11 protein-coding genes and 1 pseudogene are annotated in these 18,988 nt (G+C 61.3%); 5 read left to right on the forward strand and 7 right to left on the reverse strand.

The features are described 5' to 3' along the window. Positions 1 to 18: 18 nt before the first annotated feature. Entirely contained in the window at positions 19 to 474 is a 456-nt protein-coding gene (locus ACUXUR_RS02510) for a hypothetical protein (RefSeq protein WP_445500739.1), read from the reverse strand. Here ACUXUR_RS02510 and ACUXUR_RS02515 point away from each other — a divergent pair, their 5' ends adjacent. Genes ACUXUR_RS02515 through ACUXUR_RS02525 form a run of 3 tightly spaced genes read left to right on the forward strand, consistent with a single transcriptional unit; the run spans position 475 to position 1,168 of the window. After that, positions 475 to 612 carry a hypothetical protein gene (locus tag ACUXUR_RS02515; protein ID WP_445500740.1) on the forward strand — a complete coding sequence of 46 codons (138 nt, stop codon included), beginning with the start codon at positions 475 to 477 and terminating at the stop codon, positions 610 to 612. It abuts the gene before it with no gap. 2 nt (positions 613 to 614) lie between these two features. Continuing rightward, positions 615 to 884 (forward strand): hypothetical protein, encoded by a 270-nt coding sequence (locus ACUXUR_RS02520; protein WP_445500741.1) that lies wholly within the window; start codon positions 615 to 617, stop codon positions 882 to 884. Beyond that, a complete protein-coding gene (locus tag ACUXUR_RS02525) occupies positions 881 to 1,168 on the forward strand; it encodes a hypothetical protein (RefSeq protein WP_445500742.1) in 288 nt (95 codons plus the stop codon). Before ACUXUR_RS02520 ends, ACUXUR_RS02525 begins: the two co-directional genes overlap by 4 nt. Before the next feature lie 41 nt (positions 1,169 to 1,209). Here the strand turns inward: ACUXUR_RS02525 and ACUXUR_RS02530 are convergent, their stop codons facing one another. From ACUXUR_RS02530 to ACUXUR_RS02550, 5 genes and pseudogenes are all read right to left on the reverse strand, one after another. Continuing rightward, complete coding sequence (locus ACUXUR_RS02530; RefSeq protein ID WP_445500743.1) at positions 1,210 to 2,355, reverse strand: hypothetical protein; 1,146 nt, start codon at positions 2,353 to 2,355, stop codon at positions 1,210 to 1,212. A 161-nt stretch (positions 2,356 to 2,516) separates the two neighbouring features. Further along, positions 2,517 to 3,501, reverse strand: a pseudogene (locus tag ACUXUR_RS02535) (nucleotidyl transferase AbiEii/AbiGii toxin family protein). After that, positions 3,401 to 3,613: a hypothetical protein gene (locus ACUXUR_RS02540; RefSeq protein WP_445500880.1), complete on the reverse strand. Its 213-nt coding sequence runs from the start codon at positions 3,611 to 3,613 to the stop codon at positions 3,401 to 3,403. Before ACUXUR_RS02540 ends, ACUXUR_RS02535 begins: the two are co-directional and overlap by 101 nt. Before the next feature lie 51 nt (positions 3,614 to 3,664). Then, entirely contained in the window at positions 3,665 to 3,973 is a 309-nt protein-coding gene (locus ACUXUR_RS02545; RefSeq protein WP_445500744.1) for a hypothetical protein, read from the reverse strand. A gap of 203 nt (positions 3,974 to 4,176) precedes the next feature. Then, positions 4,177 to 4,749: a metallophosphoesterase family protein gene (locus ACUXUR_RS02550; protein ID WP_445500745.1), complete on the reverse strand. Its 573-nt coding sequence runs from the start codon at positions 4,747 to 4,749 to the stop codon at positions 4,177 to 4,179. Between the two features lie 11 nt (positions 4,750 to 4,760). Between ACUXUR_RS02550 and ACUXUR_RS02555 the strand changes: the two genes are divergently transcribed. Then, positions 4,761 to 6,341: a ComEC/Rec2 family competence protein gene (locus ACUXUR_RS02555; RefSeq protein WP_445500746.1), complete on the forward strand. Its 1,581-nt coding sequence runs from the start codon at positions 4,761 to 4,763 to the stop codon at positions 6,339 to 6,341. Here ACUXUR_RS02555 and lexA read toward each other — a convergent pair. Then, a complete protein-coding gene (gene lexA, locus ACUXUR_RS02560; protein ID WP_445500747.1) occupies positions 6,319 to 7,023 on the reverse strand; it encodes a transcriptional repressor LexA in 705 nt (234 codons plus the stop codon). The genes ACUXUR_RS02555 and lexA overlap by 23 nt on opposite strands. A 695-nt stretch (positions 7,024 to 7,718) precedes the next feature. Here lexA and ACUXUR_RS02565 point away from each other — a divergent pair. Continuing rightward, the gene (locus tag ACUXUR_RS02565) at positions 7,719 to 18,890 is read left to right on the forward strand and encodes a cadherin domain-containing protein (RefSeq protein ID WP_445500748.1); all 11,172 of its coding nucleotides are present in this window, start codon (positions 7,719 to 7,721) and stop codon (positions 18,888 to 18,890) included. Positions 18,891 to 18,988 lie beyond the last annotated feature (98 nt).

Raw genomic sequence — 18,988 nt, forward strand, 5'->3', positions numbered from 1 at the left:
CGTTGGCAAGGCACAACCTCACGCAGGCTGCTCGATGTCACGCCAGATGCGGTGTTCGAGTTCCGTCCTGATAGTCACCGGGTAAGACTGGTAGTGGCGCGCCCGGCGGTTGTTCTTCACGACATGGCAATGGACGGTCTGCGCTAAGGCCAGCGCGTCTACGCTCCCTGGAGCCTGGTCGACCTCATCACCCGGTACGGTGGCAAGGGCCGGATCGGTCTCTCTGAAACGATCGGGAATTTCGGATCGCTCGGCGACTGGATCCCGGTGCCTGCCGGGCAGGAGCCCCACGGCATCGTGCTCACGCTCGGCGACAACGCCGTCCTTGAGGCCTGCGATTCCGCACCGGCCGACATCTCCGGCTCGATCGCGTCGGACCGCTCCGAGCCCCAGTTTGCGGTCTTCCCTGCCGCGAACACCCCGAAGCACCTGCGGGCGGTCAAGGTCACCCGCGACTAGTCCCTCGCTCGGCATATGGCGCAGCAGTTCCGCGGCGAGGTCCTCAAGGTCATGGACGTGGACGCGATGATGGCGCAGCAGCGCATCCAGCTTGCCCGCGAGAACGCCGGCAAGGTCTTCCTCGACCCAGCCACGAAGATCGAGGAGGCCTGATCATGGGGTATCACTCCGAACCGACACCGTACATTGATGACTTCCTCCCGGCCGATGGCCAAGAGCACGTGACGGTCACGATGCGTTCGGCCACCGGGAAAACCGAACGCATGATCGAGCTCACCCGGCGCAGCGCCAAGGACATCCTGGGCCGCATGGTGCTCGGCGAGGCCATGGTTGCCCTCCTGGAGGGGGAGCGGCCGCAGGCTAGGGATCCGCGTCGGGTGCGCCGGCGCCGGGCCGCCATGGAACGTAAGGGGAGAGGACAATGAGTGACACGATGGCTCAAGCGATCCGGGCAGCCGAGGGTTTCCTGGTCGAGGTCAAGACGCCCCGGCTGCCGGGTGGAAAGACGCCGGCCTGGCCGACCGACTGGCTGAAATGGCACGGCATCGTGGTCTCCCGCGCCGACGGCAACCGGTCGCGGCTACGCAGCCTCACGCTCGCGGCGACGCCTGAGGAACTGGACCGGTCGCAGGCGCTGCAGGCAGAGATCCTGGTGGTGGCGGAGGCCTCGCAGGCGGAGGCGGACGTTCTGGCAGCGAAGCGGTACTGAAAGGCGGACCAGGGACTTCCACCCTAGCCCGCCGCTTCATTCTAGGGCTCGTAGTCGAGCGAGAGCGCCTCTTTCAGCGTTGACAACAGCGTACGAGGCGCGGGCCGGTACACGTCCGGAAGCGTGATCGTTGCCGGGTGGCGGCCGGTCCCCCACCGGAGCGACTGGCCGTCTGCGAAGAACCGGGGGTAGAACGGCTCCGGCTTCCGATTCTCCACGACGGCCTCGCGCCGCGCCTGCTCTTCGGCCTGTGCGTTCGCCCACTTCGCGATGTTGGCCAAGTTGCCAGCGCTGAACGCCTCGGCCAGGGCATCCAGAAGGTCAAACTCGCGGGCGAGTTCGTCGACCTTCTCGGCAAGCTTTCTGAACCCCGTGCTGATTTGGCGAGAGGTCAGCCCGTCATTGGCGAGGGTGATCAGCTCCGCCCGTACTGCCTCGTGGATGGCCTCCAGGCGCGTGCTGATCGGAATGCCGTTCTTGAAGAACACGACGCCGTCGAGTGGGCCGACGTCGAGGTCGACGGATTTGTAGAGTTGCCACGGCTTTCCCGCCGCCTTGGTTTTCCGCCGCTCCTCTTCGAAGCGGTCGCCCAGGCGCTGCTTGCGCTCCCTCTCGGCAGCTTCGTCGCGCTCGATCTTGGTGACCTTGAGCCTCTCGTCCCGGCGGGCGACATCGGCGACGCCGACCGCGACGTATCCGAAGCCTTGGCGCCAGGATTTCATCAGCCGGTCATGGGTTTCGACTGCCGGGTCCGTTTTGAGGTCTGTGAAGTCTTGGAAGATCTTGGGGCGGGCCGCCATCAGGGCGCGGCGCCGGCGGGCGAGGCTCTGTCGCTCGAAGGCTGCCTCGAAGTCGATCAGGTCTTTTTCGAATTCCACGCCGTGGTGGGTGAGGGCGCAGTCGCGTCCCACGAGACGGCGGCCGGACCGGTACCGGACGACGATGCCTTTAAAGTGGTTGGGGTGTTTGCAGTATACGCACCGGACCCGCTCGCCGCGGCCCGCCATGTTGTATCTGAACTCGATCTCGGGATCCTCATCAGGCGGGGGAGGATCTTCGGTAATGCCGTCTAGGCTTTCAGGGTCGGAGGCGGTGAACTGGAAATTGAGGAGCATCTCCTCATTCATGCCACGCCAGGAGCGCTCGGCGCTCTGCTCGAAGAGTGTGTCGACCGTGTTTGTGCTCAAATAACATCCTTCCTAATGATTTATCCTCCCTCTGGTACCGTTTCTTTCTAGTTGAGCGCACGTAGTAACATAGGTGTGGATTCCTCGCAAAGTTATTGCCATCGGGATTCTGTGGATAACGGGGGCATAACGTGAACGGCGCACGAGGAGGTGAGGGCCCATCAAGGGGCCAAAGCTGGCCCCTGCAGCGCGGCGGCCGCAGCCACGAAGGGCTGGAGCCTGTCCCGTAGGATCGCGCAAAGCTCTGGGAACGGCGGCGTCTCGGTCTTGAACTTCTTCGCCGTCTTCTCCTTCTCCCAGTACAGTTCACGCCTGATCGCGTGATCGTGGGCGAGGGCAGCAATGGCGTCCGTCCCATACGGGATCGGCAAGTCGAAGGCCTCGAAGCTTTTCAACATAGCCGGCGCGCAGCGCTCCGGGTCTACGTCCGGGCGGCCGAGGAAGACGTAAAGATCGTACAGGTCGCACAGCCGGTGGTTCGCTGGGCCGTGGCGGACCAGGGCCTGCACCTTGTCGGCGACGACGTGGTTCCAGGCCGGCCTGCGGACCTTCAGCGGTGGCAGGTTCAATATCGACGGGACCGAGGCCTCGACCGTTTCCGCATAGTCGTGGCGGTCGTCGAACGTCACGTCCATCTTGATCTTGTACTGGGCGCCGCCGATGTGGGCCATGACCTCTACCGAGCCCCCGCCGAACTTGCTCGATTCCCGGACGTAACCGGACGCCATCATCGATATGAGGGACGGCGGACAGGACCTCCCGCATGATGGCCCGGAACTCCTCCATCGTGCCGCGGAACTTGGGGACGTTGAGGTCGATGTCGGTCGTTCCGCGCCCGGTGAGGGGCGTCGCATCCTCCGCAAGCATAATCAGGAAGCCGCCCTTTAGGATGAAGGTTTCGGACCAGCGGCTATCGAAGCAGCGCGCGATGAACCTCTCCATGGCGAAGCGCAGGCCGACCTTCTGGAGGTCCTGGCCGGCGGCGCGGGCGGCCTCCTGGAGGGCACGGAAGGACTTGAGGCCGGCATCGGTTTTCAGGGTCATGTCAGGACATCCGCGGGTTGGAGATCGCGGAGAAGTAGGCTTCGAGCCGGGGCTCGATCTCGCCAAGCACGCCGAAGCAATCAGCCAGGGACAGGAGCTCATCGCCGGTGACGCCCTCGTTGAGGGCGGTCGTCAGCGCCGCCCCGGTGTGGTACCGGGACGCCGAAAACCGAAACAGGTCGACGACGGTGCGGGCTGGCGAGGTGATGCGCACGGGCACCCCGAGGACCTGGCGCGTCTCGATGCCTTCAGTGAGGGCGTGCTCCTACCACTCGGGCATGCCGGTGTGGTCGGAGGTGTCGCCCTCGAAGCCAAGGACGCCGTAGGCTCCGTCGGACACAATGCAGTTCGGCGTATCCCAGCGGTCGTAGAAGTCGAGGCTATCACCAAAGAACACGGCTGTTTGCCCGTCCGACCAGTCTGAGGCATCGGGAGCGTTCTCCCGCGTGATCGCCTTGCCGCGGCCCACGGTCGAGGTGGCCTCCCGGCGACGCCTCTTGGTCGCCGGCGTGCCGTCGGCAGGCTCGGTGACGGGGGCCTCTGATGTGGGCGGCAGGTCTGTGATTTCGCTCATTGCGGGACGATACCTAGAGGGAAGACGACCGTCATGCGGGAAGCATCCGTGCGGAAGGTTTTCCACCGGCGGATGTCTCATATTGCTTATGAAGGTCTCAATTTTCTTACCAGGGGCTGCTCCGGTCTCAAATCGCCGACTGATGCAGATCGATTACGGGCGCTGCAAATCCGTTACGCAGCGTCCGCCATGATGCAAAACGATTACGCGCACTTGGCCAGGGCGTCCTCGTCGGCACCCTGGCCGCCCTCCGGACACGCGGGCGGCAGCGTCGCCATGCGGGCACGGATCTGGTCGAGCGAAACCGGCCGGAAATCCCACGCGTCGACGCCGACGTCCGAGCTCTGCGAGCAGCCGGGCAGGGCGCCGTGGGAATGGCCGTACAGGTGCAGCGCCCCCCTCTTCATCTGGTTCCAGACCCTCAGCCCATAGTGGAACAGGACGAGCCGCTGCCCGTCGACCGTGAGCTCCTTGTAGTCCTGCTGCGAGAGCCAAGGCATCCGGACCCCGAGCCTCTCGTGGTTTCCCTTGACCAAATGCTTGCGTCCCTTGAGGCTTTCAAAGATCTGCCGGGCATATTCTTCCGAGCACCGGTACGCAAAGTCGCCCAGGCACCACACCTCATCGTTGGTGCCGACGACCTCGTTCCAGCGCGCGACCATCTCCCGGTCCATCTCCTCGACGGACGAGAAATGCAGGTCGCGCCGGCAGTGCATGGTCGGCTTCAGGATGCCGGCATGTCCGAAATGCCCGTCGGCCGTGAAGAACGTGGCCATGCGGCCCTCCTTTGGAACTGAACCCGAGACACTGCCATGACCGATTCGCAGCTGCAATCAATGCGTTAGCCCGTCCCAAACAAATCCCTGGGCGGATCCCCGCGCTGTGGATAACCGGTCATCCACAAGGACAGTGCTGCCAATCCTTCGGGGCGCTTGAACGGTCCAGCCAAGTCCAGTACGCGTGCCGGCTAACCGCTGATCACATCGTTTCCATCTCCGGTTTGCACATGGTTCTGGCCGCGGGCACGTTCTTCTGGCTCGTGCGTGCATTCTTGGCGCTCAGTCCGAGACTTGCGCTGCTTTGGCCGGTGAAGAAGATCGCAGCGGTTGCCGCCATGATCGGCGCCACGGCCTATTGCATCTTTTCGGGCTCGGACGTGGCCACCGAGCGCTCGCTCATCATGACGCTCGTGATGTTCGGGGCCGTTCTGGTCGATCGTCCCGCGCTGAGCCTGCGCAATCTCTCGATCGCTGCCCTCATCGTGCTCGCTCGTGAGCCTGAAGCGCTGCTGGGTCCGAGCTTCCAGATGTCGTTTGGCGCCGTCGCCGCGATGATGACGCTCGTGCCGTTGATGCAATGGCGAAGAGCGAAAGCCGGACCTGCAATGCTGATCGACAAGGTGCTCTCATGGGCTGGCCGGTCAGCTTTCGGCCTCGTGACGACAACGCTCGTTGCGAGCCTCGCCACGGCTCCTTTCGCGGCCTATCACTTCCAGAGTCTCAACCCTTACGGTCTCATCGGCAATGCGCTCGCTTTGCCGCTTGTGTCTCTCGTGGTGATGCCTGCCGCCGTTCTCGGCGTGCTCGCCTATCCCTTTGGTCTCGATGCGCCGGTCTGGAACGTCATGGGCATCGCTGTCGCAAAGGTGCTCGATGTCTCTGCCTGGGTCGGCGGCTTCAGCGGCTCGACTGTCGTGGTGCCGGCGCTCGGCACCGGCGCATTGGCGTTCCTCAGCGTGAGTCTTCTCGTGCTGACGATCCCAGCCTCGGACTTTCGGTGGCTTGCGCTTATTCCCGCAGGTGCTGGATTGGCCTTTGCAGCAACGCCGCATCGCTACGACATTTATGTTGACCGCGACGGGGCAGGGGCTGCAATCCGCAATGGACTTGGAGAGCTGACGCTCGTCGGAAAGCCTTCCGATTTCGTCGTGGAGCAATGGCTCAGGGCTGATGGAGACGGGCGTCGTTCCGACGATGCTTCACTCAGACAAGCGGCACGGTGTGACAGGCTCGGCTGCGTTGTGGAGATGGAAACGCAGCGCGCCATTGCTTTCGTTCATGAATTTTCAGCGTTCGGGGACGATTGCCACCGTGCGGCGATCATCATCACCCGGCTTGATGCGCCGTCGAACTGTGGAGCACCTGTGGTTCTTGACCGCAAGGCGCTCGCTGAGCGGGGCGCAACCGCCATTCGCCTGAACCCCGAGGCCGCGGAAATCCAGTCGGTGAAGAAGGGGCGGGAGGTTCTGCCATGGATGGCCATGGCAAAAGCATCGCTGCCTCCCACCCGGGAAAGACCGCGCTTGGCGCGGCCTGTACCCGAGCAGGATTTGCCTGAGGAAGAGATCAGTACCGGCGAACCAGACTGACGAGCTTGCCCTGAATCTTGACCCGATCAGGGCCAAGCACACGGGTCTCGTAGGCCTGGTTGGCGGCTTCCAGCGCAATCGAGGAGCCGCGGCGGCGGAAGCGCTTGAGGGTTGCTTCCTCGTCGTCGATCAGCGCCACGATGATGTCGCCCGTATTCGCCGTGTCCTGCTTGCGGATCACCACGAGATCGCCATCGAGAATGCCGGCTTCGACCATCGAATCCCCACGCACTTCCAGAGCGAAATGGTCCCCTTGAGAGAGGAAGTCGCCCGAGAGGGTAATGGAGTGGCTGCGATTCTGGATCGCTGAGATCGGCGTACCGGCGGCAATCCGGCCCATGACCGGGATCGTAGCCGTGTCGCGATAGCGCTCCTCGGCAACCGGCTGCGGTGCGGGCTTCTTGTCGGTGAGGCCGCCCTCGACCACGCTCGGCGTGAAGCGGCGCTGACCGGCGGCTGCACCGACGGATTCGGGCAGGCGGATCACCTCGAGCGCACGGGCGCGGTTCGGCAGGCGGCGGATGAAGCCGCGCTCCTCGAGCGCCGTGATGAGGCGATGGATGCCGGATTTCGACTTGAGATCCAGCGCATCCTTCATCTCGTCGAAGGACGGCGGAACCCCGGTTTCACGCAGCCGCTCGTGAATGAAGCGGAGCAATTCGTGCTGCTTGCGCGTGAGCATGACAGACCCTTACTGCTCCAGGAAAGGAGCGATTCTGGAAAACAAAGCAAGAACAGGGTAGTCGTTCCTGCTGTGTTCTGCAAGCCCATGCTCAAGATCCCGTGGTGATGGAGCAGAAATTGTCGGCCGAGGGGCGCCCAGGCAGCGACAGCCCCGCTCGCGGGAGACACGACGCATCCTCGCTGATCGGCGGCACTCAACTGCACCTGTGCCCAGCTGCGGCTTGTTCGCGTACGTGCCTCAACTGCCACTGCAATCTCTGATGCAACTGAAGCAGGATGTCATGCTCGCGCCGCAGATCTGTACGCCCACAACCGATTGCATTTGAGCAAGATAGCCTTGCAAATCTATATCGTTCTTCGCCTATGAGGCTGTCCATCTCCAGACCGCTGAACAGGCCCTTTGCCATTAGGGCAGGACTAAAAACTGAACAATTTCAAATGTCTATCCTGTTGACAGCGCGAAATGGATCAGCTCATCGGCTTTCAACTTCATTGATTGCTTATGTCTCGCCATGACTACTCCTGGATAGCAAAAGCATGAATCACAACAACCAGTAGTCGATTAAGTATTTTCGCGTTATATCGTTGCCTTGTTCCAGGTTGCGCCTATGTGTTACGTAATATTAAATCATTTCGCCTCGGCCTGCTTGGCTTTGGCGAACGTGCGTAGCGGCAAAGGCGAGGGACGTCACCATGAATAAGCCCGTTTTCGAGAACGTCATCGGCGAAAAGATCGACATCAGCAATGCGCTGGTGGATACGCTCGGCGGTGGAGCGGTCGAGACGGTCGTCAAAGACCGTCAGGCGCAGGAACAAGTTGCATTCGATGGGAACCGCGCGCCGGTTCTCGACGTGACGCAGGATCCGAACGAGGGAAGACGGTCGATTCAGGCGTTTCAGGCTGACGAGACCCATGCGGACGTTAAGGCCCAGGCTCCGGTTCCGTCCGAAACTTCTCCGTCCGACACTCCCGCGTTGAATGGTGAAACGGCCCCTGTCGAAGCGTCGTCCGATGAGATTCAGCTCACGGACAATTCGAGCGCGGCTGAAAATACCTCGATCTCCGATACGGCAGCTTTCGGTTTCGCACAGGATCCCGCGCCCCGTGGCGATGAAGGCGAGGTTTCCTCCTTGAGTGCCTCGTTCGCATCCATCACCGAGCCGGTCATGACGGCTGGTGGTGGGGGTGGCACCGGCGGAGAGCCGGAAGAACAGCCGCCGACAGATATCCGCTACTCCGGTCCCACGACGTTTGCGGAAAACCTCTATAAGACCGGTGATAAGCTCGGTGAGTTGTCGGCGAGCGATGCAAGCGGCATCAAGGATTACGCGATCTCCGGAAGTGCGGCTATCGGCCTTAGGAAGGTTGGCACGATCTGGGAATTATACGTTAAAGACGCTTCTCTGCTGAATTATGAGGCATATCCCGGCACGCACACGTTCGACGTGAACGTAACGGCGACCGACGTATGGGGCAATGCCAGCGCGCCGCAGCTCATCACCTTCACGTTGACGGACGTAGCCGAAGTCCCGACCAATCTGACGTTGTCGGGGGCGCCGATCAACGAAAATCCCCAGCTCGGGGCTTCCGTCGGGACTCTATCCGGAATCTCAAACGAAGGCGGCCCGCTTTTCTGGGAGTTCACCGGTAACGCAGGATCCGCGTTGCGCATCGTCAATAACGGGACAAGCAGCGCATACCTTGAGGTGGTCGATCCCACGGCTTTCGACTACGAGAGCCTGTCGAATGGCCAGTATAAATTCGACATGCGTGCGCGAAGCATGGAGGGCCAAAATTGGGCATCTGCGCAGTTCACCGTTGTGGTGAACAACGTGCAGGAGGATCCTTCGAACATTCGGCTCCTCAACATGCCGAACGGGCTGAGTATCTCTACGGTTTCGGAGAACGTTCAGCCAGGGCAGCGGTTTGCCTACATTTCTGTCGTCGACGACGCCGCAGACAAGCCAAATCTCGAGTACACGATAACGGGACAGGGTGCCGAGTACTTCGAAATCGAGCTTGATTTCTTTACTCGCGAGCCGTGGCTGAAGCTCAAGGACGGCATCGATATCGATGCTGCAACGCTGCAGCACATTTCCCTGACAGTTTCTGTCAGGGATCCCAATACAAATGTAACGGTCTCAAAGGGTTTCGGTCTGTTTGTCTCGAATGATAACGAGGCTCCGACCATCACCGTTGCGGAAGGCAAAGAGGGCACGACCGCGTCGACCATCGGCGACGTCGTGAAACCCTTCACGGGCGTCACGCTGGCCGATCCGGACGATCTTGATGTTCCAAGCGTTCCTAACACCCAGACGCTCAAGATTTCATTCGCTCAAATTCGCGGTGACCTGACCAATGCCGAGGCGGCCACCCGGGTCGAGGTCATCAATGGCGACAAGATCTATACGTTTCAAGGTACGGCGAGCCAACTGCAGACAATCCTGCGCGATATCGGGTTCGATCCTGCGAACAACGCTCCCGGCACCACGTCCTTCACTTTGTCCCTGACGGACGTTTTCGGCTTAAACGTCACCAACACGCAGGTCCATGTCGACGCGCTCGCCAATCATGCTCCGACCCTCTCCATCGATGCGGGCGATGAGCTGGTTTACCTGTCGGACGACGAGGCCGCCGCGCCTGCTTTCGGCAACATCTGGCTCGGAGACGAGGACAACAACGATCTCACGCTGACGGTCTCGTTCCTGGATGCCAACGGCGTCCTGAGCGGTACAGATGGTGGCGTGGATAGGGGCTTGTCCCCCGATGGCCTGACCCGGACCTTCGAGTTCCATGGCAAGGCGGCCGATCTCCAGCAGTTGCTGGCGCAGCTGAAATGGAACCAGACGGACGGTGTCCTCGGCAACACGCGCTTCACCTTGACCCTCTCCGACGGGATCACGACCGTCACGAACGACGCTCGCCAGGTGGTGATCGATCAGGCTCCCACGATCAGAATTGCGCATGGGACGGAGATCACTCCGGCCGTGGACAACGGCCCCGCGGTGAAGCCCTTCCGGGGCATTGACCTGGCCGATCGCGAGAACGACACGCTCATCGTGACCATCTACTTCGAGGATGCCCATGGTGTTCTCGCAGGAGCGACCGGTGCGACCACCACGGTCGTGGACGGGAGACGTGTCTACGAGTTCACAGGCAAGGCGAATGATATCGAAGCGATCCTGCGTCAAGTGACGTTCGATCCGCACAACGGCGTCGCCAACACGACGCAGTTCACCATCAGGGTCGATGACGGCAGGCACGCGCCGGTTCTGAGCGAGCAGATCCAGGTCGTCACCTCGACTGCAGCCGGCAGCGCCAACGCGGCACCGACGATCTACGTCGATCCGGAATTGGACACGATTCCAGCAACGGATACCGGGCCGGCCGTTTCACCGTTCCTGGGCGTGACCCTGCAGGATGCGGAGGACGATATCCTCACAGTCACAGTCTCCTTCAACCGCTATCTCGGTACATTGGTGGGAGCTTCCGGAGGAGTGATCTGGAATGACGACATCACCTATACCTTCAGAGGTACGGCTGCCGACATCCAAGACATTCTGCATGGCCTCCTGTTCAACCCTTCGGATGGTGAGGCCAATGAGACGACGTTCACCATTACGGTGAAGGACGACATTCACCAGGCAGTCAGCAACAATCAGATCAAGGTTGTCACGGAAGTTGCCGGCGGTCCCGGATCCAACCAGCCGCCGGTGCTGAACGTCATCGACGACTTTGAGACCATCCCGGCCACGGATACCGGCTCACCCGTGACCCCGTTCATGGGCATCGAGATACGGGATGCGGAAGACGACGATCTGGAGATCACAGTCTCGTTCCTGAATTCCCATGGCACCCTGGGCAATCTGGATACCTCGTCCGGCTTCTATGCCGGAACGGTTCTCGATGGCGACCTGCGGACCTATTCCTTCCATGGCAAGGCTCTGGCCCTCCAGAATTTCCTGCGCGGATTGACCTTCAACCCAACCGATGGCGTCGCGAACACGACGAACTTCTCGATTACGATCAAGGACACGCTGCACCAGGCCGTCGAAAACCATGACATCAATGTCGAGACTTCGGTAAGTGGCGGTGGCGGCTCGAACATCGCGCCCCTGGTCAGTGTCATACCAGGCTGGGAAACCACCGACGCTCAGGATAACGGTCCTGCCGTTTATCCGTTCTTGGGCGTCCGGATCAGCGATCAGGAGAACGATTGGCTGACGGTTACGGTGTCCTTCCAGGACAACAGCGGCGTGCTCGGCAACGCCGATCTCGGCACGAGCACATTGGTCAACGGCATTCGCACCTACACCTTCACGGGGCGTCCCGGCGATGTTGAGGCGCTTCTGCACCATCTGACCTTCAACCCCACCAATGACTCGGCCGTGGGCGGGCCTGTCTCCACGGGCTTCACCATCACGGTGAAGGACGATCTGCATCAAGCTGTCGGCAACAACCAGATCCATGTTGAGACGAGTCACGGTACCGGCTCCACGAACAATGCGCCGGTCATTTTCGTGCCCGGCACCGGCGAGACGCCTGCGACCGATACGGGCGCTTCCGTGTCGCCGTTCACAAACGTCACCCTGTCGGATTCCGATGGCGACGTCCTGACCCTGACGGTCTCGTTCCGCCAGACGGACGGTGATCTGATCAACACCGGCGCCGCCACCGGGATGTCGGTCTCCGGCGACACGATCACCTATACCTTCTCCGGGACGGCCGGTGTTCTCCAAACGATCCTGCGCGGACTGAGCTTCGACCCGGAAAACGGCGTGGCCAACACCACGATCTTCACCCTCGGGCTGCAGGACCCTTATCACGCGCCCGTGACCAACAGCCGCGTCAAGGTGGTGACCTCTCTGGCCACGCCTCCCTCGAACGACCCTCCGATGATCAGCGTCGCGGCAACCGAGAAGATCTGGAACATCTCCGATATCCAGAACGTGACTCCGTTCCATGGCGTCGATCTTTTCGATCGGGAGAATAACGACCTGACGGTGACGGTGTCGTTCCTCGATGTTCGCGGTGCTTTGACCATCGCGGCGGGAACCGGCGTGGCCGTGACCGACAATGGCGTGGGTCTCGGCGGCATTCGCAGCTTCACTCTCACCGGCAAGGCCGACGACATCGATCAGGTGCTGAAGGCGGCAAACTTCGACCCGGCGGACGGAATCTCGAACTCGACCAATTTCACCATTTCGGTGAAGGACGACTATCACCAGGCTGTCACCAATCAGGACATTGTCGTCAACTCCACGGCCGTCGGCGCGCCGTCGGCGCCGACATGGAGCAACAATCAGACTACAATCTCCATCGACGAGAACTCGACGGTTCTTCCGTTCCGGATCCAGGCTACCGACCCGAACGAAGATCCGATCCACTTCGTTCTTGTGCCCACGCAGGGCAGTCAGAACGGCCTATTCGTCCTCGATCCTGACGGTCAGATCCGGTTGGCACCGAGGGCACGGCTGGATTACGAATCCGGACCCACACTCAACATCTATGTGCGGGCCATCGATTCCAACGGCATGGAGGGCCCGGTTCAGAAGCTCACGATCAGGCTTAACGACATCGACGAGGCTCCGAACGCTCCGCTCGTCGAGGACGGCTACATCAGTGAGAATACGACCGGCTCCGTCACGGTGGCCACTGATTCGGAAGATCCGGAGCAGTGGGGCGTCACCTACGAGTGGGCGGACGGCGTTTCGGATACCCTGAAGGCCCTGTTCAATCTTGATCAGGAAACGGGTGAGATCTCCGTGGTATCTGCACTGAACCACGAGTCGCCCGATCTCCTTACTGACGGGACCAATCGCTACTACGAACTCAAGGTCGTGGCACGGGACGGGACCGACATGCAGGTCTCGGCGCCGACCCTTTTCAGGGTCAATGTTCTCGACGAGAACGAAGCGCTGACCGATGCGGTCTTCAGCGTCGTCTCCTCGATCAGCGAGAACGCGCCTGCCGACACGGTCGTTGCGAACCTCCTGAGAGTAGACGATCCGGATCTTCCCGGTCCGAACGAGAACTTCCGTTTCTCACTCGTGCAGTCCGACGGCACCGCTTATTCAGGTCCGTTCCGCATCGATCCTGCGAACGGTCAGATCAAAGTCTCCGGTACGCTTCCGGATGTGAGCGCCCCAACATCCGTTACTCTCCACGTCAAGGTCGCAGACCATGGCGGCGTCGGCGGCTACAGCATTGTCCGACCGGTGACTTTCACGATCAACCCTGCCAATCCGAACAACACGGCACCGACGATTGACGCTCCGACCGCGACCTTCACGATCGCGGACGACGAGAACGTCAATCTCGTGAAGCCGTTCGCGGGTGTCACCATCTTTGACCCCGATGCGACCGACACAATCACCGTGACGGTCACGATGATTGGGCAATTCGGCGGAAAATTCATAGATGCGGATGGTGTCGAGCACCTGGAGCAGACCTATTCCTTCAGCGGCACGCTGCAGGATGTCCTCAACAAGCTTCATAATCTGAAGTTCAATCCGACCGACCGGCCGGGGGCTCCGAACGGCATCGATTCCACGACCTTCCATATCGAAGTTCAGGACGGCCAGGGCGGATCGGTCAGCATCACGCCGAACATCAGGGTGGATTCCGTTCACGGCAACAATGCGCCGCCAGATGTCAGTGCTAACGGTCCGATCGAATGGACGACGCCTGACAATATCGCGGTTCCGGCCTTCCAGCACCTCGTCTTTACAGACCCGGACACCAACCCCGAGACAGGGCTGGTGACCGTGGAAATCTGGTATGATTCCGGCAACGGCGTTCTGGACAACATCATCGCCGGCGACCACGACCCGTTCAGTGGCCATTACTCGATCACGGGCACCCTGCTGCAGGTCAATGAGGCGGTTGCCGCGCTTCGGTTCCAACCATTTAATCGCCCGAATGGGACGGATCCCGTGACGACCGACTTCCTCGTGCGGATCACCGATGGTGGCAACGCACGTGACGAGATCACCGTGACGGTTCACGCGACCAGCAACGATTCTCCGACGGACGTTCGCCTGGGCGGCGGTGTCACCGATACGGTCGCCGAGAGCCTGGGCGTCGGCCAGGTGGTGGGCACGCTCACTGCCACGGACGAGAGCCCCTCAACACTGACCTATACCTTCGTCAGCGGTTTCGACGGGGCCGGTCACTTCGTGATCGACAACACCACCAAGCAGATCAAGGTGGCGAACGCGCTGAACTTCGAGGATGCGATCACGACCACGCAAGGGGCAGGCCTGGAGCAGGACGCGACCGGCAAATTCTATCGTCTCAAGGTGATGGCCAGCGACGGCGTGAACCAGTCCGCCCCGCAGGAGATCAAGGTCTACGTCACGGACGTGAACGAGGCACCGGACGTGGCCACAGGCAATGCGACGGTGGCGATCGCCGAGACAGCCGTCAACGGCGACGTGTTGGCCACCTTCACGGTGGCGGATGCGGACGCGAACGAGCAGTTCGTGTACGAGCTCTCGGGCGTTCCGGCCGCTATGGCGGGCGCATTTGCGGTCGATACGGTCAATAAGCGCATCGTAGTGGCCGACAGCAGCAAGCTTGCGGTGACGCAGAACGAGACCTTCACGCTCACCCTGACGGTGAAGGACAAGAACGGCGGTGCCGGCTTCCTGACCGACACCCAGGATTTCACCGTTACCATCCTCAACGGACCCGGTGATAGACCTCCGGTCGTCACCCCTCAAGAGATTAATGATGTTCCTGAGGATACCGGCGTAGGCTTCCCCATCGGGGCTCCTCTGAGCGCATCCGACCCTGATGGTGATGCGATCACCGGCTTCAGCCTCGTCGATCCGAACGTCCCGTTCGAAATCCGGCAATCCGGCTCAGAATGGTTCCTGGTGGTCGCCGGTCCGCTGGATTATGAGACAGCTCCGCACCACGACAATGTGACCGGCAGGAGCTGGTATGAGGTTCAGGTCACCGCGACAGCGGGAGGCCAGGCATCCGCGCCGCAGACCATAAGGGTTTACATCAGCGACGTGGAGCCGGATAACACGGCTCCGGTGATCACACTCGCGCCCAACGGCCGGCTGAACTGGACGGTGGATGACGACGCGGTGGTCGATCCGTTCCAGCATCTGAGCTTCTCCGATCTCGAGGATGGCGGGAACGATGACGATCCTAACACCTGGATCGAGGCCCAGATCTACTTCGAGATAGGCCAGGGGGACTTCGAGAACCTGCCGGATATGGCCAATTTCCCGGGCGCGATCCTGACCTATGAACCGGGAGGTAGCCAAGTCATCGTGAGGGGCACGGCCGACCAAGTGACGGCGATCGTCCGGGGCCTGCACTTCCACACCAGGCCGCGTCCAGACGAGCCGGACGATGCGTCGGAGATCACCCACTTCTACGTATTCCTGTTCGATACGATGGGAGCTTCGGCCATACGCGAGCTTACCGTCGATTCTCGGGCCGGTGATGCACATTACAACATGGCTCCGACGGACGTTCGCCTGGACGGCGGTGTCACCGATACGGTCGCCGAGAGCCTGGGCGTCGGCCAGGTGGTGGGCACGCTCACTGCCACGGACGAGAGCCCGACGGCGCTGACCTATTCCTTCGTCAGCGGTTTCGACGGGGCCGGTCACTTCGTGATCGACAACGCCACCAAGCAGATCAAGGTGGCGAACGCGCTGAACTTCGAGGATGCGATTGCGTCAGGCCTCGAGGAGGATGCGAACGGCAACAGGTTCTATCGTCTCAAGGTGATGGCCAGCGATGGCGAGAACCAGTCCTCGCCTCAAGAGATCTTGGTCTACATCACGAATGTGAATGAGGCTCCCACGCTCGCTGTGATGACGGGCGGTGTCATCGACGAAACCCTTGCGGAAGGCGAGGAAGTCGGGGAGCTGTTCGCGACCGATCCCGACGCGGGGGATAGCGTTTCGTTCCGCTTTGGGAATGGGACATTCATCAGTGATGACGGCGCATTCGAAATCGTCGGCAACAAGATCATTCTGCGAAACCCGCAGGCGATCCAGGTGACCAACCCCGATGGTGAGGACCGGGACTACGAGATCGTTGCCTACGACCAGCAGGGAGCGACGTCTACGACCGCCGTCACGATCCATATTAACGACGTGCCGCCGGTGAATGCCGCTCCGACCTTGTCGATCGCTCCCGGCACGGAGACGACGAACGCGACGGATAATGGAATGGCGGTGTATCCGTTCCGCGGCGTCGACCTGTCGGATGCGGAGAACGACAGTCTCACCCTGACGATCTCGTTCGCTGCGGCGGCGGGTGTGCTGGGCGGCACGACTGTGACGGGCGTGCTGTCGCCGGATGGCCAGACCATCGCCTACACCTTCACCGGCACGGCGAATACGATCGACGCGATCCTGCACGGACTGAGCTTCAACCCGAACAACGGTTCGGCGGCGGGCGGCCCGGTAGACACGCCGTTCACCATCTCCGTGACGGACAATCAGACGGGCCATGCGCCGGTGTTAGGTCAGGTTGTGGTGCACACAACCTCTGGCGACGACAGCGGTAACCTGGCGCCGATTCTGATGATTGCGCCGGGTACAGAGACGACGGCAGCGACGAGCGATGGTCCGGCGGTGTATCCGTTCCGCGGCGTGGATATCGCGGACGCCGACAACGACCAGCTCACGCTCACGATCTCCTTCGAGGCGAACGAGGGGCAGCTGAGTGGGGCAGGTCTGCCCACCACGTCGACGGTGACGAACGGCATCCGGACCTACGTGCTCACCGGCTCGGCGGACCAACTGGACGCAATCCTGCGCGGGCTCGCGTTCGACCCGGCGAACGGTACGGCGAACACGACGCCGTTCACCATCTCGGTGCAGGACTCCACCCATGCGCCGGTCACTCGTCAGGTCACGGTCGAGACGAGCACGGGTGGGGCAGGCACCACCAACGAGCCGCCGATGATCGCCATTGCCGACCACTCCACGGATGCGACGGATAATGGTCCTGCTGTGAGGCCGTTCCTCACGGTCGATCTGTCGGATGCGGAGGAAGACATCCTTACTCTGACGATCTCGTTCACCGACAGTCACGGCGTTCTCGGGAATACGAACGGCAATCTCGGAACAGTCAGCGGCGGCGTGCGGACCTTCGTCTTCACCGGTAACGCGGACGCGCTCGATGTCCTGCTGAGCGGCTTGACCTTCGATCCGGCTCCAGATCTGGCCGCTGCGGGTCAAGTGACGACCACCTTCACCATCGCGGTGCAGGATTCCACTCACGCCGCCGTGACCGACACCGTGAATGTGGTCACCCACCACGGTGGCGACCCGGATGGCGGATCCGGCAACGATCCGCTCGACATCACCCTGACGCCGAACTTCGTGGACGAGAACCTGGCTGACCGCGTGGTCGGCACCCTCGCGGCCATCGATCCGGATCTGGGCGACACCTTCACCTACAAGATCGTGCTGGCGGACGGCACGGAGGCTGATACGGACGGCCGCTTTGCGATCGCCAGCGACGGCATCTCCTTGAAGACCGTCGGGGGACTCGACTGGGAAAGCAGCGATCCGCTGCTCAAGACGGACTTCTTCGGCAAGTATTACGAGGTGACGGTTCGTGCGACGGACTCCACCAACCGTTCGCTGACGAAGACCCTCAAGGTCTATGTCACCGATACGGCGGACGATCCGTCGAATGCCGCACCGGTGATTGGCGGAGCCGATACCGATCTCTCGGTTCCGACCGAGGATAATGGCGTCGTCTTGCCCTTCGGCAACGTGACCTTCTCGGATACGGACAGCGACACCATCACGGTGACGATCGCTCTCGACTCGGCCAACGAAGGCTTCTTCGAGGGCTATTCAATCGGCAGCTACAATGAGTTGACCGGTGTCTACACGGTCTCAGGGTTGATCGCGGATGTTCAGAATGCGGTGCGCAATCTGCAGTTCCACGCCGTGGACCGTCCTGAGGATCCCGATGGGACGCCGGTGACCACGAACTTCAGCATTACCGTAAGCGACGGCAATTCCTCGGTGCGCAACACTCACATCAGCGTGGTGTCCACGGCGGTCGGTGATAGCGGGGGCGGAAACGAGGCCCCGACGGCGCCGACTTTGTCGCAAAGCTATGTCTTCGAGTTCGACACAGAGGGCACTTTGATCGGCAACCTTGAGTCGACTGATGGGAATGGGGATCCGATTGAGTACTGGATCATGGATGACCAGGGGCAATTGGTGAAGGATGACGGTCGCTTCAAGATCGTGAACAACGAGCTTCAGGTCTCGAATCCTCTGATGCTCGATGCAGAAGCGAATCCGTTTCACGACATCATCCTGGTTGCGACGGATAATAATGGAGGCGTCAGTGAGGTCGCCAATCATCAGATCAGTGTGCTCGACTGGATTGGTGAAGCCGTCACCGGCGATGATGGCGATAACCTGATCCTCGCCTTCCTGGGGAATGACAATCTCTCCGGTGGTATCGGCAACGACACCTTGTCGGCCGGCATCGGCCGTGACGTCCTGACAGGCGGAGACGGCGCCGACGTGTTCATCTTTGACACGGATGCGGCGGCGAACAACACCGACACGATTGTCGACTTCAAGGTCTCTGATGGCGATAAGATCCACCTGAAGTGGGACATCTTCAGATTGGGCAGCGGCAATGTGGGCCAGACGTTGAGTCTGGCGCAATTCCACGAAGGCTCGCCCACGTCCGAACTGTCGAGCACCACGCGTATCATCTACGAGAAGACGAGCACTGCGGCTCGGCTGTGGTACGATGGAGACGGCAGTGGGACTCGCTTCAGCGCTAAGCTGATCGCCACCTTTACGACCGAGAAGCCGGATCTCAGCATCACTGACTTCCTCATCATCTAGAACGAAGGTTCCGGGCTGAGATCCTCTCAGCCCGGAATCGGGGCCGTGACGGCCAGTCGTGAACTCTCTGTTGTCAGAGTGAAGCAACGCTGTTACGT

Source organism: Microvirga medicaginis (genome assembly GCF_052658925.1).